19 protein-coding genes are annotated in these 21,351 nt (G+C 73.6%); 2 read left to right on the forward strand and 17 right to left on the reverse strand.

All coding sequences use genetic code 11. The features are described from left to right. From ABD832_RS37350 to ABD832_RS37390, 9 genes are all read right to left on the reverse strand, one after another. On the reverse strand, nt 1–921 hold a 921-nt coding region (locus tag ABD832_RS37350), incomplete at its 3' end, for an acyl-CoA dehydrogenase family protein (RefSeq protein ID WP_344905905.1). A 53-nt stretch (nt 922–974) separates the two neighbouring features. Then, complete coding sequence (locus tag ABD832_RS37355; RefSeq protein WP_344905912.1) at nt 975–2,294, reverse strand: MFS transporter; 1,320 nt, start codon at nt 2,292–2,294, stop codon at nt 975–977. Nucleotides 2,295–2,429: 135 nt separating this feature from the next. Next, nucleotides 2,430–3,437, reverse strand: coding sequence for a zinc-dependent alcohol dehydrogenase family protein (locus ABD832_RS37360; RefSeq protein WP_344905916.1), 1,008 nt, complete (start codon nt 3,435–3,437; stop codon nt 2,430–2,432). Beyond that, nucleotides 3,434–4,576: an epoxide hydrolase family protein gene (locus ABD832_RS37365; RefSeq protein ID WP_344905920.1), complete on the reverse strand. Its 1,143-nt coding sequence runs from the start codon at nt 4,574–4,576 to the stop codon at nt 3,434–3,436. The genes ABD832_RS37360 and ABD832_RS37365 overlap by 4 nt, the downstream gene beginning before the upstream one ends. A gap of 325 nt (nt 4,577–4,901) precedes the next feature. Next, complete coding sequence (locus tag ABD832_RS37370) at nt 4,902–5,531, reverse strand: anthranilate synthase component II (RefSeq protein WP_344905923.1); 630 nt, start codon at nt 5,529–5,531, stop codon at nt 4,902–4,904. Nucleotides 5,532–5,744: 213 nt separating this feature from the next. Beyond that, nucleotides 5,745–7,316: an anthranilate synthase component I family protein gene (locus ABD832_RS37375; RefSeq protein ID WP_344905928.1), complete on the reverse strand. Its 1,572-nt coding sequence runs from the start codon at nt 7,314–7,316 to the stop codon at nt 5,745–5,747. Between the two features lie 18 nt (nt 7,317–7,334). Next, complete coding sequence (locus ABD832_RS37380) at nt 7,335–8,753, reverse strand: phenylacetate--CoA ligase family protein (RefSeq protein ID WP_344905933.1); 1,419 nt, start codon at nt 8,751–8,753, stop codon at nt 7,335–7,337. After that, nucleotides 8,750–9,421: a flavodoxin family protein gene (locus tag ABD832_RS37385; RefSeq protein ID WP_344905936.1), complete on the reverse strand. Its 672-nt coding sequence runs from the start codon at nt 9,419–9,421 to the stop codon at nt 8,750–8,752. The genes ABD832_RS37380 and ABD832_RS37385 overlap by 4 nt, the downstream gene beginning before the upstream one ends. Nucleotides 9,422–9,448: 27 nt before the next feature. Beyond that, nucleotides 9,449–10,843 (reverse strand): acyltransferase family protein, encoded by a 1,395-nt coding sequence (locus tag ABD832_RS37390; protein ID WP_344905939.1) that lies wholly within the window; start codon nt 10,841–10,843, stop codon nt 9,449–9,451. 293 nt (nt 10,844–11,136) lie between these two features. Here ABD832_RS37390 and ABD832_RS37395 point away from each other — a divergent pair, with 293 nt between their 5' ends. Together ABD832_RS37395 and ABD832_RS37400 are read left to right on the forward strand one after the other, a co-directional pair. After that, on the forward strand, nt 11,137–12,462 hold the full coding sequence (locus ABD832_RS37395; protein ID WP_344905942.1) for a phenylacetate--CoA ligase family protein: 1,326 nt from the start codon (nt 11,137–11,139) through the stop codon (nt 12,460–12,462). After that, nucleotides 12,446–12,820, forward strand: a complete 375-nt coding sequence (locus tag ABD832_RS37400; protein ID WP_344905945.1) for a DUF6052 family protein — start codon at nt 12,446–12,448, stop codon at nt 12,818–12,820. The genes ABD832_RS37395 and ABD832_RS37400 overlap by 17 nt, the downstream gene beginning before the upstream one ends. 324 nt (nt 12,821–13,144) lie before the next feature. Here ABD832_RS37400 and ABD832_RS37405 read toward each other — a convergent pair whose 3' ends face one another. The 8 genes from ABD832_RS37405 to ABD832_RS37440 form a co-directional block, all read right to left on the reverse strand. Further along, nucleotides 13,145–13,681 carry a DUF402 domain-containing protein gene (locus ABD832_RS37405; protein WP_344905949.1) on the reverse strand — a complete coding sequence of 179 codons (537 nt, stop codon included), beginning with the start codon at nt 13,679–13,681 and terminating at the stop codon, nt 13,145–13,147. 318 nt (nt 13,682–13,999) lie between these two features. After that, complete coding sequence (locus tag ABD832_RS37410) at nt 14,000–14,692, reverse strand: nucleotidyltransferase domain-containing protein (RefSeq protein ID WP_344905952.1); 693 nt, start codon at nt 14,690–14,692, stop codon at nt 14,000–14,002. A gap of 118 nt (nt 14,693–14,810) precedes the next feature. Beyond that, nucleotides 14,811–15,950, reverse strand: coding sequence for a 3-deoxy-7-phosphoheptulonate synthase (gene aroF / locus ABD832_RS37415; protein ID WP_344905956.1), 1,140 nt, complete (start codon nt 15,948–15,950; stop codon nt 14,811–14,813). Between the two features lie 77 nt (nt 15,951–16,027). Continuing rightward, nucleotides 16,028–16,831, reverse strand: a complete 804-nt coding sequence (locus tag ABD832_RS37420; protein WP_344905958.1) for a TIGR03084 family metal-binding protein — start codon at nt 16,829–16,831, stop codon at nt 16,028–16,030. A gap of 11 nt (nt 16,832–16,842) precedes the next feature. After that, nucleotides 16,843–17,985 carry a carboxymuconolactone decarboxylase family protein gene (locus tag ABD832_RS37425; RefSeq protein WP_344905960.1) on the reverse strand — a complete coding sequence of 381 codons (1,143 nt, stop codon included), beginning with the start codon at nt 17,983–17,985 and terminating at the stop codon, nt 16,843–16,845. A gap of 5 nt (nt 17,986–17,990) precedes the next feature. Beyond that, on the reverse strand, nt 17,991–19,649 hold the full coding sequence (locus ABD832_RS37430; protein ID WP_344905962.1) for an FAD-dependent oxidoreductase: 1,659 nt from the start codon (nt 19,647–19,649) through the stop codon (nt 17,991–17,993). Beyond that, nucleotides 19,646–20,209: a DUF5987 family protein gene (locus ABD832_RS37435; protein WP_344905964.1), complete on the reverse strand. Its 564-nt coding sequence runs from the start codon at nt 20,207–20,209 to the stop codon at nt 19,646–19,648. The genes ABD832_RS37430 and ABD832_RS37435 overlap by 4 nt, the downstream gene beginning before the upstream one ends. Nucleotides 20,210–20,582: 373 nt before the next feature. After that, nucleotides 20,583–21,197 carry a response regulator transcription factor gene (locus tag ABD832_RS37440; protein WP_344905966.1) on the reverse strand — a complete coding sequence of 205 codons (615 nt, stop codon included), beginning with the start codon at nt 21,195–21,197 and terminating at the stop codon, nt 20,583–20,585. Nucleotides 21,198–21,351 lie beyond the last annotated feature (154 nt).

Below are 21,351 nucleotides of genomic sequence, written 5' to 3' on the forward strand. Positions count from 1 at the left end.
GGCCTTGGCGTCCACGGTCGCGGCCAGGCGGTGGGCGTGGAACTCGGCCTCGTCGATCTTCATGGTGGCGTCGGCGACCTGCAGGTGGGTCAGCGGCGCGACCCGCTGGCTCTCGTAGTCGGTGTAGGTGATCTTCCGTTCCGGGAGCCGCTCGAAGAACGCCTCGCGGGCGGCCTTGGCCAGCCCGATCGCGGTGCCGACGGAGGAGGCGGAGGCGACCGGGAGCAGGGGTGCCCGGTAGATCGCGGAGGCGGCGCTCGCGGCGGAGGCGGGCTGCCCGGACAGGACGGCGCCCAGCGGGAGCACCCGGGCGGCGGGCACGAACACCTCCTGCGCCACCGTGGTGACGCTTCCGGTGCCCTTCAGCCCGGCCGTGTGCCAGTCGTCGACGATCTGCAGGTCGGAGACGGGCACCAGCGCGATGATCGGCATGGGTTCGGCGCCGGGACCGACCTGGACGGCCACGATCTCCTGCCAGTGGCTGTGCAGCGCGCCGCTGACGAATCCCCACCTGCCGTTGACCACGACGCCGCCGTCGACCGGGGTGGCCATCGCGGTCGGGCTCAGCGTGCCGCACACCCGCACGTCAGGGGTGGAGAACACCTCGTCCTGCACCTCGTCGGGGAACTGGCACGCCATCCAGGTGGGGATCCAGTAGACCGAGGCGGTCCACGCGGTGGAGCCGTCGGCGCGGGCCAGCTCGGCGGCCACGTCGACCAGGGTGCGGGTGTCGCACTCGTAGCCGCCGTAGCGCTTCGGCGTCCTGAGCCGGAAGACCCCGGCCCCGGCCAGCGTGGTGATCGTCTCCTCGTGCAGCCGCCGGTTCTCCTCCGACCAGGCGGCCTTCGACCGCAGCGCCGGCACCGATTCGGCCACGCGCCGTACGAGCTCGTCCCTCGTCGGGACATCGATGGTCAGCAATTTCTCCTCCAGAGCGGGATCGGTCGGGAAGTGCCCGGTGGCCGGTGGGCCGGTCACCCGGCCAGTCCGGCGGGTTCACGCCGCCTCGGGGCCGGCGCGGAGGACCCGGGGGGCGCGGCCGCGGGCCGGCGGACGGCGACGACGGCGGCGAGCCATCCCAGCAGCACCGTCGCCATCACCCCGGCGATGTACCAGCCGGACAGGCCGCGCCCGTCGAGGTAGGTGGCCACCGACGGGGTGAGGCCGCCGAGGATCGCCGTGGTGAGCCCGTGCGGCAGGCCGATGCCCAGGCCGCGCACCTCGGGCGGGAAGACCGCGGCGAGCATCTTGGGCATGACGGCCGTCACGCACCCCATGTACAGGACGCCGCTGCCGTAGGCGGCCGTCAGGACGGCGAGGTCGGGCGTCATGCCCAGGTAGGCGAACGGCCCGGCGACCAGGAAGACGAGGGTGACGGCGGTCAGGAAGCGCCGCTCCCCGACCCGGTCGGCCAGGCGGCCGAGGAACGGCATCGTCGCCATCGAGATCAGGTTGACGACGACCACGGCCCAGAACATCGTCCCGGGCGGGGCGATGCGGTGCCCGATCGCCGGCACCACGGTCGACCAGGTCCCGATGACCGTGGTGAGCCCGGCCACGAACAGCACCACCAGCAGGACCTGGCGCCGGTACTCGACCAGGACCTTGCGGAAGGAGCCGCGGGCCGGGCGGGGGCGTACCTCGCGCTCGAAGACGGCGGTCTCGGCCAGGCGGTTGCGCGCCAGCAGCAGGACGACGCCGAAGACCCCGCCGAGCAGGAACGGCACCCGCCAGCCCCACTCGGTCATGGCCGCCGGGCCCAGCAGGTCCGACAGCCCTCCGCCGAGCAGCGCGGCCAGGAACGCCCCCGCCGAGGCGGTCATCGAGAACAGGCCGCCGTAGAAGCACTTGCGGTTCTCCGCGGCCATCTCCATCAGGTACGTGACCGCGGCGGGCCACTCCCCTCCGGAGGACAGCCCCTGGGCCGCCCTGGCCAGCAGCAGCAGCAGCGCCGCGAACACACCGATCTGCTCGTACGTCGGGGCGATCCCGATGAGCGTGGACCCGGCGGCCATCAGGGCGATCGAGAGCAGCAGGGCGGGGCGGCGCCCGCGCCGGTCGGCCAGCCTGCCGAACAGCACGCCCCCGAGCGGCCGGAACAGCATGCCGGCGGCGAACACCGCGAACGCGCCGAGCAGCGACGTGACGGGGTCGGCGGCCGGGAAGAACTGCGCGGCGAACAGGGGGGCGAAGAGCCCGTAGGCCAGCCAGTCGAAGTACTCGACGAAGTTGCCGACCACGGTCGCCGCCACGGAACGGCGAAGCCGTGGCTCCGGCGTGGCGGAACCCGTCATGCTTCCTATTCCTTTTCATAAAAAATGGTGATTTGTTGAGGCGCCTTTTGTTCTGCCTTTCGCGGCGCCTTTTCCCAGGATCACACCGGCCGTGTCCGCCGGACTACTTCTCGATTGCCGGGATCCGCCGGCCGGTCAGTCGGCGGCGATCACGACCTTGCCGACGTGCCGGCCGGAGGCGAGGCGGCGGTAGGCGTCGGCGGCGTCGGAGAAGGGGAACACGCCGTCGACGACGGGACGGATCCGGTGCCGTTCCAGCGCCCGGTTCATCTCCTCGAACATCTCCCGGCTGCCCACCAGCACCCCCTGGACGGACAGGGCCTTGCGCAGCAGGGGGACCGGGCCGATGCCCTCCCCCCGGCTCAGCACCCCGATGACGCTGATCCGGCCCCCGGTCCGGACGGCATCGATCGACTGGCGCAGCGTGCCGGACCCGCCGACCTCGATGACGTGGTCCACGCCGCCCCCGGACCGCTCGTACACCGTCGCCCCCCAGGCGGGGTCGGCGGCGTGGTCGATCACGTCGGCGGCGCCGAGGTCGCGGAGCCGGTCGAGCTTGGCCGCGCTGCCGGAGGTGGCGGTCACGCGGGCACCGCCGGCCACGGCCAGCTGCAGCGCGAACAGCGAGACCCCGCCGGTGCCCAGCGTCAGCAGCCGCTGTCCCGGCCGCAGGCCGCCCACCTCGACCAGCGCGTGCCAGGCGGTCACGGCGGCGCACGGCAGCGTCGCGGCCTCGGCCAGGCTCAGGTGCGCGGGGACGGCGACCAGGGCCTCCTCGTCGAGGACCACGTACTCGGCCAGCACCCCGTCGAGCGACCCGCCGAGCATCCCGGCGACCTTCTCCGCGGTCGGCGGGCCCGAGATCCAGCGCGGGATGACGGTGCAGACCACCCGGTCGCCGGTCCGCCAGCGCGTCACCCCCTCACCGGTCGCGGCGACCTCGCCCGCGCCGTCGGAGAGCGGGACCACCCCGGGCCGGACGTCGCGGCCGTACGCGGCACGCGCGATCAGCAGGTCGCGGTGGTTCAGCGACCAGGCGCGCATGCGGACCAGCACCTGGCGCGGTCCCGGCCGGGGTTCGTCGCGCTCGCCGAGCCGGAGCGCGTCCACGCCGCCGAACTCGGGCAGGTGGTAGTACCTCACCTCAGGGAACGGGCGAACGCGCGCACGTCACCGACGAACAGCTCGGGCTGCTCCATGGCGGCGAAGTGGCCGCCGCGGTCGAACTCGGTCCAGTGCGAGAGCGTCGGCAGGACCCGCTCGGCGAAGCGCCGGACCGGCCGCGAGGCGTCGGCCGGGAAGACCGCCACCCCGACCGGCATCTCCAGCGGCCAGGGGCCTCCCCAGGTACGGACGAAGTCGGCCGCCAGGTGGGTGGTCTCGTAGTAGATCTGCGCGCTGGACCCCGCGGTGGCGGTGAGCCAGTAGATCATGACGTTGGTCAGGAGCCGGTCCCGGTCGATCGCGTCCTCGGGGGACTTGTCCGAGTCGGTCCACTCCTTGAACTTCTCCACGATCCAGGCGAGCTGGCCGATCGGGGAGTCGGTCAGGCCGTAGGCCAGGGTCTGCGGCCGGGTCGACTGGATCTTCTGCCAGCCCAGGCCGTCGTCGGCGAACCACTGGGCGTGCCCCAGCTTGGCCAGGTCGGCCTCGTCGAGGCCGGCGAGCGCGGCGGGGTCGTCGGGCGGGAACGTCACCAGCATGTTCAGGTGCACGCCGATGACGTGCCCGGGGTCGGCCAGGCCGAGGTTGAGGGAGATCACCTTGCCCCAGTCGCCGCCCTGGGCGATGTAGCGGTCGTACCCGAGGCGGTGCATGAGCTCGGCCCACGCCCGCGCCACGCGGGGCACGTCCCAGCCGGCCTCCGGAGCCGGCCCGGAGAACCCGAATCCGGGGATCGACGGGACGACCACGTGGAAGGCGTTGTCGGGGTCGCCGGTGGTCAGCGGCTCGATCACGTCGACGAACTCGGCGAAGGAGCCGGGCCAGCCGTGGGTGAGGATCAGCGGCACGGCCCCGGGGTGCGGGGACCGCACGTGCAGGAAGTGCACGTTCGCGCCGTCGATCTCGGTGACGAACTGCGGGTACCGGTTGAGGCGGGCCTCGGCCGCGCGCCAGTCGTACTCCGTCCGCCAGTACTCGGCCAGGTCCCTGAGGTAGTCCAGGGGCACGCCGCGCTCCCAGCCGACGCCGGGCACCTCGCCCGGCCAGCGGGCCGCGTCCAGCCTGCGGTGCAGGTCGTCGAGGTCGGCTTGCGGGATGTCGATACGGAAGGGACGCATGCTTCACCTGTCTTTCTGCACCGCGGCCGTGGCGGTGACCGTTCGGGTCGGGCGGTGAGATCGGCCGATCACTGGGACGGTCCCACCCGGGCCGATGCGGCGCATCTCCGCTATTGCGCGGTTCCTGGTGGTACGGGTGGTTCGGGCCGCAGCGGCCCGGCCCGCCCGTGCGGCGCAGAGGCACGGGCGGGCCGGGAGGCGCGATCCGGCCGGTCCGAGCAGGCCGGGCGGGCCGGGTGGATTCAAAAACCCGGTGGTCCGGGCGTGACGACCAGGCCCGTCGTCCCGGGCGTGACGTGCCGGGTGTGACGTGCCGGGCCCGTCGTCACGCGGCCTCGGAGGCGGTCGCGCGCCGGTCCCAGGCCGGGTAGTCCGCGCAGGCGGCGGTGAAGGAGCCGATCATCCGCATGCCGTCCTCGGTGTGCACGCTCTCGGGATGGAACTGCACGGACTCGATCGGCAGGTCGCGGTGGCGCAGCCCCATGACGTAGCCGTCGTCGCGGGAGCGGGCGCTGACCTCCAGGCAGTCCGGGACGGTCTCCTCGGCCACGATCAGCGAGTGGTAGCGGGTCGCGTGGAAGCCGTCGCGCATCCCGGCGAACACCCCCCTGCCGTCGTGCACGACGCGGCTGGTCTTGCCGTGCATCAGGTTCCGCGCCCGCACCACGTCCGCGCCGTAGGCCAGGCCGATCGCCTGGTGCCCGAGGCAGACGCCGAGCATCGGCACCTGGCCCGCGAAGGCCCGCACCAGCTCCACGTGGCCGGACCCGGCCGGGTGGCCGGGTCCGGGTCCCAGCAGGATCCCGCCGGGCCGCATCCGCCGCACGTCGTCGGGGCGAAGCTCGTTGGCGCGTACCACCATGGGGTCGGCCCCGGCCGACATCAGGTACTGGCGGATGATGTAGACGAAACTGTCGAACGCGTCGACGACCAGGATGCGCGTCGGATCACTCACGGCGCCCTCGCTCTCGTCAGGGGTCCCCCGGGAGTCCCTCACAGATCCGAAAGGTCCTTGAACGGTCCCCCGATGGGCCCGATGGTCCTCATGGGTCTGGCGGTCTCAGGGTCGGTGGGGCTCTCGGAGTCGGTGGGGGTCTCGGGATCGGTGAAGGTCTCGGAGTCGGTGGCGGTCTCAGGGGCGGTGGCGGACTCGGGGTCGGTGGCGGACTCAGGGGCGCTGCGGGGACCGTACGTCGCGCCGGTGGCCGCGCCCGCGTCCCCGGACGCCGGAGGGCCCGGCCCGTGGCGGCTCCTCGCCGGTCACCGCCCAATAGGCGGCGGTGGACTTGGCGAGCGTCTCGGTCCACTCCCGTTCGGGGGCCGAGTCGGCGACGATGCCCGCCGAGGCCCGGGTCCGGTAGACGCCGTCGCGGTGCAGGAGGGTGCGGATGCACAGGGCCAGGTTGACGTAGCCGCCGACGTCGATCAGGCCCAGCGCCCCGGCGTACAGTCCCCTGCGGCTGGTCTCGACCTCCTCGATGATCTCCATCGCGCGGATCTTCGGGGCGCCGGTCACGGTGCCCGCGGGGAAGAGCGCCGGGATGACCGTGAAGGCGTCCTCGCCCTCCTCGGCCCGTCCGGCCACGGTGGAGACCAGGTGCAGGACGTGCGAGTAGCGCTCGACCGCCATCCGGTCGGGCACCTCCAGGGTGCCCGCCCGGCAGATCCGGCCGATGTCGTTGCGGCACAGGTCGACCAGCATCGTGTGCTCGGCGATCTCCTTGGGGTCCGAGCGGAGCCGCCCGGCGACGGCCTCGTCCCCCTCTCCGTCTCCCCCGCCCCGGGGGGCCGTCCCGGCGATCGGCCGCATGAGCACGTGGCCGTCCTCGATCCGCACGAACACCTCGGGGCTGGCCCCGATGACGGTGTGCGGGCCGAGCGTCGTCAGGTACATGTAGGGCGACGGGTTGCGGGCCCGCAGCCTGCCGTAGACGTCGACCGGGTCGGCCTGGCTGCGGATCGTCAGCTCGTGACCGATCTGCACCTGGTAGATGTCGCCCGCGGCGATGTGCTCCAGGCACCGGCGGACGTTGCGCAGGTAGTGCTCGCGGCCGGTGTCGCCCCGGGCGGAGGCGGGCGGCAGGTCGGCGTCGGAGCACACCGGCAGCGGCCGTACGGCCCCGGCCAGCAGGCCGAGCAGCGGGCCGGGATCCAGGCCGGGCCAGGCGTCGCTCTCGTGGAGCAGCAGCTCGGAGCTCCCGGTCACCCGGTCGGTCACCAGGCAGCCCCGGTGCAGCACCAGCTGGACGTCGGGCACGTCCGGGCCCCGCTCGATCAGGCAGGGCAGCTCCTCGATGTAGCGGGCGGTGTCGTAGCCGAAGTAGGCCAGGAAGCCGAACCGGAACCGCGACGCCGACCCCTCGGCCTGGAACGCCTCCTGCAGCGCGCGCAGGACCGGCCACAGGTCGCGGGGCCGGCGCAGGGCGAGCCGGTCCCCGGTGCCCGCCAGCAGGGGACCGACCCGGCGCAGCACCGCCTCGCGCAGCGCGGGCACCCCCTCGACCCGCACCCGGCCCCGCGTCACCGAGAACGTGAGCAGGGCCCCGAACCCGGTGACGTGGTAGCGGCAGTCGTTCTCCGGCCCCTCCCCGGACTCCAGGAGGTAGACCTGGTCGCGTCCGAACCTCCCGGCCAGCGCGAGGTAGGCCGGGAGAGCCTCGGTCGGCGGCAGGGTGCGCCGCACGGTGCGCACCCGCACGCGGCCCGTCCCGCTCTGCGGCGTCCCGCTCGGATCGGTCATGGCGGCCACCTCCGCGCCTCAGGTGGTGACCGCGTAGCGGTGGGCGACCCGGCGGGCGACCAGCGACGCGCCGTCCGCCTCGACGCGGTTGTCGAGGATGCGCGCCGCCTTCCAGCTCACGTACGAGCCCGTCGCGGTCACCGGGTCCAGGCCGGGGTCGGCGACGACCCGGGCGCGGACGCCGGCGCGCTCGCGCAGCCGGGCGGCCACCCCCGCGCCGAGCGCGTCCGGGTCGCCGGCCTGCGGGAGCAGGTCCATGCGGACCGTCACCTCGTCGGCGCCGTCGCGCTCGTCGATGACGATCTGGTACCCGAGGCAGCCGCGGACCCCGTCCAGGACCGTCGCCTCCAGCTCGGCCGGCAGCAGCGTGGCCGAGCCCAGCGGGATCCGGTCGCCGACCCGGCCGAGCACCTCCACCACCGGTCCCGGCAGCGCGGCGCCCGCGGTCGCGGGGGTGATCCGGACGAGGTCCCCGGTGCGGTAGCGGATGAGCGGCTTGATGCCGTCGACGAGCATGGTCAGGACCAGCTCGCCGGTCCCGGTGTCGCCGAGCACGCGGCCGGTGTCGGGGTCGACGAGTTCGACCAGGTAGTTCAGCGCCGACAGGTGCAGCTGCCCGGTGGCCGCGCCGGTGGCGACGCACAACGCCTCCTGGGAGCCGTACAGCGCCGGGTAGACGGTCGCGCCCGGCCACACCGACGCCACGTTCGCGGCGAACTGCGGGGTGCAGACCTCGCCGAGGACCAGGAACGCCGAGATCGGCAGCCGTGCCGGGTCGTGGCCGTGGTGCAGGGCGGCCTTGGCCAGGCTCAGGCACATGGCCGGGGCGCAGACGACGACCTCGACGCCCAGCTCGCCGATGAGCCGCAGCGCCGTGCGGAACCCCACCCGGGGCGACTCGGGCCAGATCTTGACGTGGCAGGTGCCCAGGGCCGCGGAGACCGCGCCGAACACGTCGCCGAAGGCGTACAGCTCGGAGGGGCCCATCAGGCCGACGACGGGCATGCGGTCGCCGAAGCGGGCGCGGAACAGCCGGCGCCAGGACTCCTCGACCGCGGCGTTGCTGGTGAAGACGTCCCTGGGGCCGCGCGGGCAGGGCGTGGGCGGGCCGGTCGTGCCCGTCGTCTCGTAGAAGACCGACGCCTCGGCCGGGGTGCCCGACAGCACGTCGTACTTCTCCCGGCGCAGGTCCTCCTTGGTGGTGAAGGGCAGCGTGTGCAGCGTGTCCGGGGTGACGCTCTCCACGTCCACCCCGGCGAGGTGGCGCCGGTAGAACGGCGAGCGCGCGGTGACGTGCCGCAGCACGGCCGTCAGGCGACGGCCGTACCAGCGGTCCCGGTCCGCGGGGGTCATCGTGCCGGCGTGGAAGGCGCGCAGGACCTCCTCGTACTCGCGCCGGAAGTCCTCCTCGCGCCGGAGGCCGGCCGGCGCGTTCACACGCGCTCCCGCATCTCGTCGAGGGCCAGGCCGACGCGCTCGTTGCGCTCGCTGACGGCGAGGATCTCCCGCCGCCCGGTCACCGCCCGGTACTCCTTGATCATGTGAATCATGTCGATCATGCGCTCGACCATCCGGGCCACGTTGGTCAGGCCCTCCTCGTCCTTCCAGGCGTCGCCCTTGTGCAGGGCGTGCACCTGGGCGGGGAACCCGCTGCCGACGAGGATCATCCGGTTGAGCAGGGCGTTGACCGTCAGCTGGGCCCAGACCTCCCCGGCGCTGTAGCGCCGGGCGACCGCGATGACACCGGCCACCTTGTTGCTGAGCGGGCGGTCGAAGCGCAGGTAGCCGACGCCCGAGCGCTCGATGAACGTCTGCATCAGGCCCGCGGTGCCGAAGCCGTGCACCGGCGCGGCGTAGATGATGCCGTCTGCGGCGATCATCTTCTCCACCACCGCGGGGACGTCGTCCTGCACCGCGCAGGGCACGGGCCGGTCGTTGCAGTCCCCGCAGGGGCCGCACCGGGTCATCCGGATGTTCCTGAGGTCGACGACCTCCAGGTCGGCCTGCCGTTCGGCGGCCACGCGGGCGGCGTGCCGCAGGACGTCCGCGGTGTTCCCGTCACGCTCGGAGCCGTTGATCGCGACGATCCTCGCTCTGGTCGACATTTCGGTGACCTCTCCTCGGATAGGGGTTCAGCGGCGGGCGCCGGAGCCGCTGTCCGCGAGCGCCGGGGCGTCCGTACCGGTGGTCGTGCCGGTGGCCGGGGCGGTGCCGGGCGCGGCGGGGGCCGTGCCGGGCGCGTCCGCGGTGGGGACGGTCGCGCTGGGGGCGATGGACTCCGTGCCGGAGGAGCGGCGGCTCGCCAGCCGTGCCAGCGGGCGCTCGACCAGGTAGTAGGAGGCCGTCGCGGCCAGGAGCGTGAGCGCCGCGGTGAAGGCCAGCAGCACCCAGAAGTTCACGGTCCCGCGCCACTGCACGCTCGCGACGGCCGGGACGCCGAACAGGGCGCCGTTGGAGAACCAGTACTCGATGACGAGCACGTGCCACAGGTAGATGCCGTAGGAGACGCGCCCGAGGTAGCGCAGCGGCCGGTTGCCCAGCACCGCGTCCAGGGCCCGGGTCCCCGAGTTCGCCACGGTGACCAGCAGGACGATCGCCATCGAGAAGATCGAGGCCGCGACGATCCCGCTCATCTCGTAGACGAAGCCCGACCAGGCGCCGGGGACGGGGGCGCCGAAGGGCTTGAGGCCGTACACGACGTAGGTCACCAGGGCCACCAGCCACAGCAGGCTCGGCCAGCGGGCCGTCAGCCGGTGGAGCGACGGCTGCCGGGAGGTCGCCTCGGCGTAGGCGGACGCCACCGCCAGCGCCATGCCGCCGGCGAAGTAGTGCAGGAAGTGCAGCGGCCAGAAGTACTGCTCGAAGGAGAAGACCCGGGACGCGACCAGGGACGGGATCCGGCTGTAGACCACCCAGGCGAGCCCGATGAGCGCGAAGCCCGCGACCGGGAGCAGCATCCTGCGGGCGCGCCGGGCCACGTCGCCGGTCCGCCGCGCGTACCGGTGTCCCAGCCAGGCCAGGATCGGCAGGACGAGGTAGAAGGAGATCTCGGCGGGCACCGTCCAGGTGTGCTCCAGGCCGAACATCGGCTGGCCTGCGGCCCAGAAGAAGTGGACCAGCAGGAGCGGGCGGAGGACGTCACCGACCGAGTCGATGTTGAAGAAGTTGATCGTCAGCAGTCCCACGACCGCGACCAGCCAGTACAGCGGCAGGATCCGCAGCGCGCGCCGGAGCAGGAAGTGCCCCACCGCCGGCCGGTCGCCCTCCGCGAGGGTCGCGCGGGCGAACGGGCGGTAGAGGAACATTCCCGACAGCACGAAGAACGGGGGCAGCATGACCCCCAGGCCGTCGGTCAGCACTCCCCAGACGCCGTCGCCCGGCTGCTGGATGAAGCTGGTGATCCCGGCCATGAAAGCGACGTGATAGACGAGCACGCCCGCCGCCAGAAGTCCTCGCAGTCCTTCCAGCCGGGGAATGCGCTTGCCGCTGCCGGTGCCCACACCATTGAGGCCGTCTGTAGCCACCATCGGGTGCTCCCTCGGTAATCGTTCCGTCAGGCCGGCTCGCGCCGGGACGTCACCCCGGCGCATCCCTCGCCGACCATCAGCACAGAATCCTGACTTCGCCTCCCTTTACCGGCATCTTCTGAAATGCCGACGAAATTCCACTGTCAGCGGTAAACGCGAAAAGCAGCATTCACGAAGAAGAAGGGCATTCGTCCGGCTGGAACGATGGCGGGGAAACGCATGTGGCAGCACATGCCATGGCCAGTGAGCGCGCCGCCCGCCGGCGGGTGGCGCGCCACGATGCAGGAGACGAGATGAGAACGCTCGAACGAATCCGTGCCGGCCAGACGGAGTACTGGAGCCCGCGAATCGAGACCATGCCGCGGGAGGAACTGGCCGACTGGCAGTGGCGACGGTTGCGGCATGCCATGGAGCACGCCCGGAGGAACTCACCGTTCTGGCGCGAACGGCTCCCCGAGGGCATCCGGTCCCTGCGGGAGTACACCGAACGCGTCCCGCTGGTGCGCAAGGCGGACCTGATGACCGCGCAGCTGCAGGCGCCGCCGTACGGCACCTGGCCGTCGGCGGACCCCGGGCTGGGCGTCCGGTACCACCAGACCAGCGGCACGAGCGGCAACCCGCCGCTGCGGACCTTCGACACCGCGCGCGACTGGGCGTGGTCGGTCGACCTGTTCTGCACCGCGCTCCACGGCATGGGGGTCCGCCCCGGGCACCGCGGCATGGTCGCCTTCGGATACAGCCTGTTCATGGGCTTCTGGGCGATGCACTACGCGCTGGAGCGGATGGGGTGCCTGGTGGTGCCCTCGGGCGGGCTGGACTCCAGGACCCGTATCCGCTTCCTCCTGGAGCACCGGATCGAGGTCCTGGGCTGCACGCCGAGCTACGCGATGCGGCTGCTGGAGACGGCCCGCGAGATGGGGGTGGACCTGGCCAAGGAGGGCAACGTCCAGATCATCCTGGCCGGGGCCGAGCCGCGGCCCGAGTCGACGACCCGGGCGATCGAGGCCGGGTTCGGCGCCCGGGTGTTCAACGCGGCCGGGACCACCGAGACCGGCATCGTCAACATGTTCGAGTGCCGGTCGGGAAGCTGCCACATCATCGAACGAGGCGTGATCGACGAGGTCCTCGACCCGGACACCGGACGGCCCGTGGGCTACGGCGAGCCGGGGATCCGCGTCAGCACGGGCCTGGGACGCGAGGGCATGCAGCTGTTCCGGCACTGGACCGAGGACCTGGTCGTACGGCGTCCGTGGCACGAGTGCGACTGCGGCCGGACGTGGGACTGGTACGACGGCGGCATCCTGCGCCGGGCCGACGACATGCGGAAGATCCGCGGCGTCTCGGTCACCCCCGTGATGATCGAGGACGTGATGCGCGGCTTCGGCGAGGTGAACGAGTTCCAGACGGTGCTGCGGACGGTCCGCGGGCTCGACACGATCGTCCTGCGGCTAGAGCCGCGGGCCGGTTCGGTGGCCGACCCCTCCGGGCTGTGCGAGCGCGTCGCCGACGAGGTGAAGCGCCAGATCGGCATACGGCCCGACGTGGAGCTCGTCGCTCCCGGCACCCTCCCCCGCTTCGAGATCAAGGCTGCGAGGTTCCACGATGAACGTTCTCACTGAGCCGTCGGGCACGAGGCCGTCCGGTGTCGGACCGTCCGGCGTCGGACCGTCCGGCACGGGGTCGTCCGGCACGGGAGACTCCGCTGCCCTGGAGCGGCGGTTGCTGGAGTGCCTCGCCATGCTCCGGCGCCTGGAGGAGTCCTGCGAGGTGCCCGCCGTACGGGCGGCGGTGCGGGCCGCGCTGGCGGAACTGCGCGCCGCCCTCGACTCCCAGGCGGTGGACTTCCCGTTCTTCTCCCTCCCGGCTGAGCCGGAGGAGCCGCGGCCGGTCGAACCCGGCGCGGCCGGACGGACCGACGGCACCGCGACCGGCGGACACACCGCCGCGTACGCCACCGAGCACGCCGGCGCCGCGTGACCCGGTCCGCATGACCCGGTCCACGTGACCCGGCCCGCGAGAATCGGTACGTCCGACGTCGCCCGCGTGACCCGCCCGCGAGAATCCGCACCTCTGAAGCCGTCCGTGTGAACCCGCCCGCGTGACACGACCCGGCCGGGGTCGTGCTCCGGCCGGGTCCACGCGGACGGCCCGGTCCGGCTCTGTCAAGGCCGTCGCAGTGAGCCGGAGTCTCCCCGGGAGGACCTCCCCCGCGTCACAGGGCGGCCCGCCGTCACCCCGCCCGGCTTCAACGGGTTCCCGTCGAGGAGGCCGGGTGGCGGCGAGGGAGGGCCGGGGACGAGGTCATGTCCCCGGCGACCGTTCGAAGAAGCAGGGAAGCGACTCCAGCACCGCGATGTCGGCCGGAGGGAACCGGTGCGGAGGGCCGACGGAATCCTTCTCGCTCGCGCGCAGGTGCCGGTCGATGAAGCGTTGCGTCCTGCCGAGGACCGTGGCGCACTGGGCGGCCGTGATCTTCCCCTGGCAGAGGGCGTCGGCGAGCTCGTCCAGATCCAGGACGTGGTAACGATCGGCTCCGGGCGGCACCAGGAAGTCGACGTAAAGGTCGCGGACGACGAGACCGTCCTCGGTCGGCTCGACCTCGACCAGGTCGACGTACCACCACCCCTCCACCGCACCCTCGAACGCGACGGGCCTGGTCAGCTGGACACCCTGGTCGAGCAGCAGGAAGCTGCGGTCGACGGTCGGCCGCCCGGCCACCTGGTACTCGGGCAGGAGCCGCGCGTCGTAGGCGACGACCTCTCCGATCCGGCGGCCGGGGCACCGCTGACCCGTTCGGTGAAGGACCCAGACGTCCTCGGCGGTCGGCGGCGCGGTCACCTCGCGACTCTCCTTGTGACCCTGCGGAGCCCGGCCGGCGCCTGTGGCCTCCGGCCGCCCCTCCGAGGCCGGTGAGAACGACGTGTCCGTCCTCGTGAACGGTCTGCGAAGGCTCGATTCATCCGGCGACGATACGGCAGAGGACGCATGAGCGGCATGATCACGGCTCACCGGGCCGTCCCGCGAAGGCGCGGGCGGGACCGCCCCGCCGGCACCTCCGGGCACGCCCCGCTCGCGCCCCGGCGGCACGCCGCTCGTCAGGTTCGGCTCCACCGAGGCCGCCGGAGCGAGTCGGCCCCCTGTCCGGGACGATGTCGTCTACGGCAGTTCCAGGTCGGGTTCGCCGAGTTCCGCCCGTACGTGGGCCACCAGGCTGCGCAGGGCGCGGAAGCGTTCCGGGGCGCGGGCGGTCAGGAGGACGTCCAGCAGTCGCCTCTCGCTCGCCGAGAGCGGGACCCTGTGCAGGTAGGCCATGCGCCGCGAGCCCGCCGGCCGGGGGACGTCGTGGATCGCGAACAGCGCGTCGACGACCGTCTCGGTGAGCGCCGAGGCCCAGAAACCCTGTTCTCGGGCGTCGTCCGCGGAGGCCGCCCGGTCGAGCTTGGCCTGCCCGTGCCACAGGGACGAGGCCAGCTCCTGGCGGAGCTCGGCCGAGGTCCGGTAGGTCTCCAGCACCGCCCGCGCCTGCGCGGCCAGTCGTCTCGCCGGTCCCGAGTCGTGCACCGCCTCGCCTTCCAGGAACGCGAAGAGCCACGACGTGCGTGGCCGGTCGAACCGGGCGAGCCAGGCGTCCTCGGTGTGGGCGATCCACTCGACCAGCAGACCGTCGCGGACGGTGCGTCGCGAGACGGGGAGGGACGTCCGCTCACCGGTGACCACCAGCAGGTCGACGTCGGAGGCCGCCAGGTGCTCACCACGCGCCACCGAGCCGCCGATCAGAACGGCCAGCACGTCGTCACGCGCGCCGAGTTCCCCGGCGACCCGCACGGCGAGATCACGATGAGCGTCCATCCGCAGATCCTCGCCCCGATCACGGCCGGGTGCAATCGCGGGTGTGAACGACGGACGCGAGGAGGCCGAATCTCCGTCGGCGGCCCGGCCTCCTCGCCTTCCTGCCTCGAAGGGAACGTCAGACGGTCACCAGCCCCCGGTCCTCCGACGCCTCGCCACCGGTGAGCTCCCCGGACTCCCCGGACTCCCTGCGGCCCGTGAGGTCCCCGGACTCCCCGGACTCCCTGCGGCCCGTGAGGTCCCGGGCCGGTCGGCGGCCCATCAGGCGGGCCGCGTCCTCGACCGCGCGGGCCAGCTCGGGGACGTCCTGGCCGCCCAGTGCCTGCGGGCCGTCGCAGAGCGAGGTCTCGGGCCGGGGGTGCAGGTCGACGATGACACCGTCGGCGCCCGCGGCGACGGCCGCCCGGCTCAGCGGCACCACGAGGTCGCGCCGGCCGGCCGAGTGCGACGGGTCGACGACGACCGGCAGGTGGGACAGGCCCTGCGCGACCGGCACCGCGGAGATGTCCAGGGTGTTGCGGGTCGAGGTCTCGAAGGTGCGGATTCCGCGCTCGCACAGCACGATGTCGAGGGTGCCGCGCTGGGCGATGTACTCGGCCGCCATCAGCCACTCCTCGACCGTCGCGTTCATGCCCCGCTTGAGCAGCACCGGCCGGCCCGCCTCCCCCACCGCCTGCAGCAGCGGGAAGTTCTGCATGTTGCGGGTCCCGATCTGCAGCATGTCGGCGTACCCGGCCACCAGCTCGACGTCGCCCGCCGACAGCACCTCGGTGACGACCGGCAGCCCGGTCTCCTCCCGCACGTCGGCGAGGATCCGCAGGCCCCGCTCCCCCAGTCCCTGGAACGAGTACGGCGAGGTGCGCGGCTTGAAGGCGCCGCCTCTCAGCAGCACGGCACCGGCCGCCAGGGCCAGCCTGGCCGCCTGGAGCGTCTGCTCGGGGGTCTCGACCGCGCACGGCCCGGCGATCAGCGTCATCGTCCCCGGGCCGATGGGCACCCCGGCGACGTCCACCACGGACCGCTCCACCCCGGGCACCCGGCTGACCAGCCGGTACCCGTCCGAGGTACGGGCGACGCGCTCCACCCCGCGCATCCGGTGCAGGCCGATCGAGCCGAGGAGCTCCGCGTCGCCGGTCAGGCCGATGACGGTCCGGTTCCCGCCGCGGCTGACGAACGCCTCTCCCCCGGCCGACCGCACCAGGGCGACGACCTGGTGGGCGTCCTGGTGGGTGGCGTCACCGGACATGACGACCATCATCGTGCGTGGTCCTCCCTCTGCGTTTCGACTCCTGCGCGGGACGGGCCGGGTGGCCCGTCCCGCGCGGCGGTGAGCCGTCAGGCCTGCCGGGCCGCGAACTGGCCGGGACGGCGTCCCGGACCGGCCGGGCCGCGGTAGGCCTGGGCGATGTCCAGCCACTGGTCGGCGTCGGTGCCGGTCGCGGTGACCGCGAGGTCGTCACGGTGCCGTCGCCTGGTCACGAGCAGGCAGAAGTCCAGCGCGGGCCCGGTGATCCGCTGCTCGGCGTCCTCGGGGCCGAAGGCCCACGTCTCGCCCGAGGGGCCGGTGAGCTCGTACCGGAACGCCGTCGCCGGAGGGGTCAGCCCTCGGGCCTGGTAGCCGAACTCCCAGGTCAGCGCGGCGAAGCCGCACACGTGGCGGAGCCGGTCGTGCGCCGTGCGGGTCACGCCGAGGGCGTCGCGGACGTCCTGGCCGTGCGCGAACGTCTCCATGAGCCCCGCGCACGCCAGCACCGCGGGCGGCAGCGGGCGCACCAGCCACGGCACCGGCCTCTCCGGCGGCGCCGCGGCAAGCGCCTCGATGCAGGCGCCGCGCTCCTTGCGCCACCGGTCGAGCAGCTCGGTCGGCGTGAGGCGCAGGTACTCGGCGAGCGCGGCGTTGACGGCGCCGTTGAAGTCCGCTCCGGCGCCCGACGTCACCGCCTTGAACGTCTCCGGTTCCGAGGCCGCCAGGCCGGCGATGCGGAACACGAACGACAGGTGGCCGATCTGGTGCCTGATCGTCCAGCCGGGGGCCGGGGTCTCGGTGTCCCAGCGGGAGTCGTCGAGACCGGCCACCAGGGCGTCGAGCTCGTCGCACTCCGCGGTCAGGTCCGCGATCACTTCCTTCAGTCCGATCATCTCTCCGTCCTTCACGTTGACGACATGTGCGATTGACGACAGGTGCGGCCTGGCTCGCGGCGTGGGTCGCGGCCGGGTCCGATCGGCGGGCCGGGCCGCCACGTCCAGCGGGCCACCCGCCGCGCCGCCGCCAGGCTCGCCCAGGCGGCGGTCTCCACGAGCGCCCGGTCCCCGGCGCCGTGCCGGCGCAGCTCCTCGATCACGGCCGCGCCGACCTGGTAGGAGGCGAACGCGGTCAGCAGCGCCAGCCGCCCGGCGGGCCGTTCGGCGGCGGGCAGCCCGGACACCGCCTCGTTCACCCAGGCGCGGCTCGGGCCGCGCCGTTCCCCGTTCCAGGTCTCCAGCTCGGCCAGGACCAGCCGGCGGACCCCGGCGGGCACCGAGCGGCGCCCGGCCTCCTCGATCGCGGCCGAGGCGCGCGCGAGGGCTCCGGCGATCGCCGGGGACGGCGCGGCCCACGACAGGTCCGCGGGCAACGGGGCCGCGGGCAGCAGGGCCAGGGAGTCGCCCGGCGCCGCCTTCCTGAGCGCGACCGGCCGCATGGCCCGGCCTGCCAGGCGCGTCAGGCCCGCGCGGAGCGTCTCCGGCAGCGCGCGCGGCACGAGCTCCCCGGTCAGGAACACGTTCACCATGCGGTTGAGGTACTCGAACGTCACCAGCACCCCGGCCTGCTCGGGGAACCACTCCGGCGGGAACGGGAGGCCGTGCCGGGCCGCGTCCTTTGCCGTCCCGGCGGCCCGTGCCCAGGCGGCGAGCGCGCGGTGGCCGGGGTCGGCGACCGCCCCGTCCCGCCCGCCGGTGACGGCGAGCGGGTCGGCGGCGCCGACCAGGCCGTGCAGCATCGCCCCGTGGACGTCCACGCAGTAGGGGCAGGCGTTGCCGAGCGACACCACGGTGGCGACGACCTCCTTGGCGGCCCGGCCGAGCAGCCCGGGGACGACGAGGGTCTCGCGGAGCATCGCCCAGCAGGCCGCCAGCGTCTCCGGTGCGGGCGCGTGCAGGGCCACCGGCGGCGCGAGCATGCCGAAGTCCCGTTCCACCTGCGCGTAGACCCCGGCCACCAGGGGCGGGGCCCCGCCCGGCGCGACCGGGGCGAGGTGGCGGACGTGCCTGCGCGCGCCGTGGCGGACGAGGCGGTCGAGCGGTGCCGGCATCGTGCTCAGCCGTTCACGAGCAGCGGGATCTGCGCCGCCACGCCGCGCCGTCCCGCGGTCGACCCGTCCGGCGCGGACGCGCCGTAGGTCACCTCCACGCCCCGTTCCCGCGCGGCCCGCACGATGCCGGGGACGGCGCGTTCGGCGAGCGCGGCGATGGTCATGGCGGGGTTGACGGTCAGCGCGCCGGGGACGGCCGAGCCGTCGGTGACGAAGATGCCGGGGTGGCCGCGCAGCTCGTGGCGGTCGTCGAGCGCCGAGGTGGCCGGGTCGTCGCCGATGCGGCACGAGGCCAGCGGGTGGACGGTGTAGGCGCCGACGAGGTCGCCCGTCCACGGCGCCACCTCGGCCAGCCCGTCGCGCTCCAGGATGTCCTTGACGTCGGCGTCGGCCATCTCCCAGGCGCGCCGGGTGGTCGGCGACGGCCGGTAGCGCAGCGAGCCGCGTCCCAGGAGCTGCTGGGAGATGCGCACGGCGTTGCCGGTGGGGGGCGGCGGCCCGAACAGGCCCTCGTTGTCGTCCTCGACCATCTCGAAGATGATCAGCCAGGAGCGCCAGCGCTTGAGCATCTCCTTCTTGTGCGGGCCGAACCAGGCGCCCGGCCCGTCCACGCCCGGGGCCTGGGCGAGGATGGTGCCGAGGCCGGGCGGGAAGTAGAGCTGCTCCAGCGAGTAGCGGGTGAACTCCGGCAGGGAGGCGTCGAGCCGGTCCCAGTTGGCCACGCACGGCCCCTTGCCGATGTGGAACGCCTCGTAGGCGGCGCCGTCGCCGCGGCTGAGGCCGAGCACCTCGCGGACCCGGTCCTCGTTCATCACGGCGGTGCTGAGCCGCTCGCCGTTGCCGGAGAAGTAGCGGCCCACCGCGTGCGGCATCCGGCCCAGGACGGCCTCGCTGCGCTGCAGGATGACCGGGGTGGCCCCGGCGCCCGCCGCCAGCACCACGATCTTCGCGTCGATCCGCCCGCTCCCGGTCCGCACCCGGTAGTCCTCGCCGTCGATGAGGTCGTAGTGCACGCGGTAACCGCCGTCGTCGGTGCGGGAGATGCGCTGCACCTCGTGCAGCGGGCGGATCTGCGCGCCGTGGGCCAGGGCGGCCGGCAGGTAGTTGGTCTGCAGCGACCGCTTGGCGCCGAAACGGCATCCGGCCATCATCCAGTTGCACCGGACGCAGGTGGCGTTGTCGACGCCGACCGGGACCGGGTTGGCCGTGCGGCCGGCGTGGTCGCAGGCCGCCGCCCACAGGCCGCCCGCGTACGTGACGTCCTTCCAGTCCTGCGTGCTGACCGGGATCGACTCGGCGACGCGGTCGTACCAGGGGTCGAGGGTGTCGCGGCTGAGGGCGGCCGGCCACATGCGCCTGCCGATGGAGCCGTGCCGCTCGAACACGAAGCGCGGTGCCCGGGGCAGCGCGGCGAAGTACACCATGCTGCCGCCGCCGACGCAGTTGCCGCCCAGCACGTTCATGCCGTCGCCCACGACGAAGTCGAAGATCCGGGTGCAGGAGGAGCCGAGCTTGTAGTCGTGCTCGACCTCCTCGGGCCGCAGCCACGGCCCGCGCTCCAGGATCACCACCTTGGCGCCGCCCGCGGCCAGGTGGTACGCGGTGATCGCGCCGCCGAAGCCGCTTCCCACCACGAGGACGTCGGTGCGTTCGATGCTGTTCATGCCGGGCTCCCTGAGGCGGTCGTGGCCGGGTGGGGCGACGCCAGCGCGCGGCCGTAGGAGTTCTCCGGGAACCGCCACAGGCCGTCGGGGTCGGGCGGGAGGAGCCCCATCGCGGTCAGGCCGGGGTGGCCCGCGGCGAGCGCGTCGCGGGTGTGCAGGTGGGCGGCCGAGTCGAAGGCCATGTAACTGAAGATCGCGAGCAGGACCCACAGTTCCCGCTCCGGGTGGTCGGCCGCGGTCAGCCGCTCCACCAGGGCGGTCCGGTGGTCGAAGGAGAGCGCGACGAACGGCGGCACCGACGCGTCGAGCTCCAGGTCGTGCTCGGCCGCGTACGCTCGGGCGTGCGCGTTCAGGTCGCGGGTGAAGTCGTCCAGGGCGTCGCTCACCCCGGTCGCCGGCCACTCCAGCAGTTCGATGGCGCCGGCCGCGACCGCGCCACCGCCGGCGGCGGCGCCCGCGATCGCGCGGTCGTCGGGGGATCTCTTCTCCCCTGGGATCAACGTGTCCGCGAACGCCTCCAGCGTCGCGGTCCGCTCTGGGGACTGGGTACCGGGTCGCACGGTGTCGCCTCCCGGGAGATGCGCAGGTAGGGGGGCAGGACGACGGCCTGCCGACTCCCCCATCATGGGACGGCCCGGACACCGGGGCATCTTCTCGCATGCGATCGGCACGGCACCGGACCGGCGCGGCACGGTACCGGACCGGCGCGCCACCGCTCCGGTGCCGTGCGGGCAGGTGCCGTGCGGGTCCGGTGCCGTGCGGGTCCGGTGTCGTGCGGGTCCGGTGTCGTGCCGGGCACCGTTTCCGCCGCATGTCGCACGCCGCACGCCGCACGCCGCACGCCGCGTGCCGCACGCCGCACGCCGCGTGCCGCACGCCGCACGCCGCGTGCCGCGTGCCGCGTGCCGCGTGCCCGTTCCCGGGAGGCGGCCCCTACGACACCCAGCCGGCCTCGGTGGCGATCCGGATGGCGTCGACCCGGTTGCGCGCGTTCAGCTTGGTCAGGATCCTGGTCAGGTAGTTGCGCACGGTGCCGACCGACAGGTGCAGGGTGGCGGCGATCTCCGGGGCCTCGGCCCCTCCGGCGGCCAGCTTCAGGATCTGCACCTCCCGTTCGGAGAGGGGGTTCTCCCCCACGTCCCAGGCGGTCAGGGCGAGCTGCGGGTCGATGACCCGCCGTCCCGCGGCCACCCCGCGGATCGCCGCGGCCAGGTCCTCGAAGGGGGCGTCCTTGAGGATGAAGCCGGAGACCGAGACCGACAGCGCGCGGCGCAGGGTCCCCGGTCGGCCCAGGCCGGTCAGGATGAGCGTGCGGCACGAGGGCAGCTTGCCGTGCAGGATCTCCGCCGCCGCCAGGCCGTCGAGTCCGGGCAGGTCGATGTCGATGACCGCGACGTCGGGCCGGCATTCGAGCGCGGTCGGCACGATCGTGTCGCCGCGCTCGACCTGGGCTACGACGGTCAGGTCGTCCTCGAGGTCGAGCAGGGCGGCCAGCGCCCCGCGCACCATGCGCACGTCCTCCGCCAGGAGAACCTTCAGATTCCGCAAACCGCCCGTCCCAGCCTTTTTCCGTGAGCATCGCCTCCGGCCCGGCCTGCGGCGCCCGTCGGCGCGTACGGCCCGGCGGTCCCGTTCCGGTCGCCGCCGTGGCACGGTGCGGCCGGTTCTCCGGGCCCGCAGAACAGCCGTCCGCGGTGGATAC

The organism is Streptosporangium longisporum (assembly GCF_039534895.1).
GTDB classification, from domain to species: Bacteria; Actinomycetota; Actinomycetes; order Streptosporangiales; family Streptosporangiaceae; genus Streptosporangium; species Streptosporangium longisporum.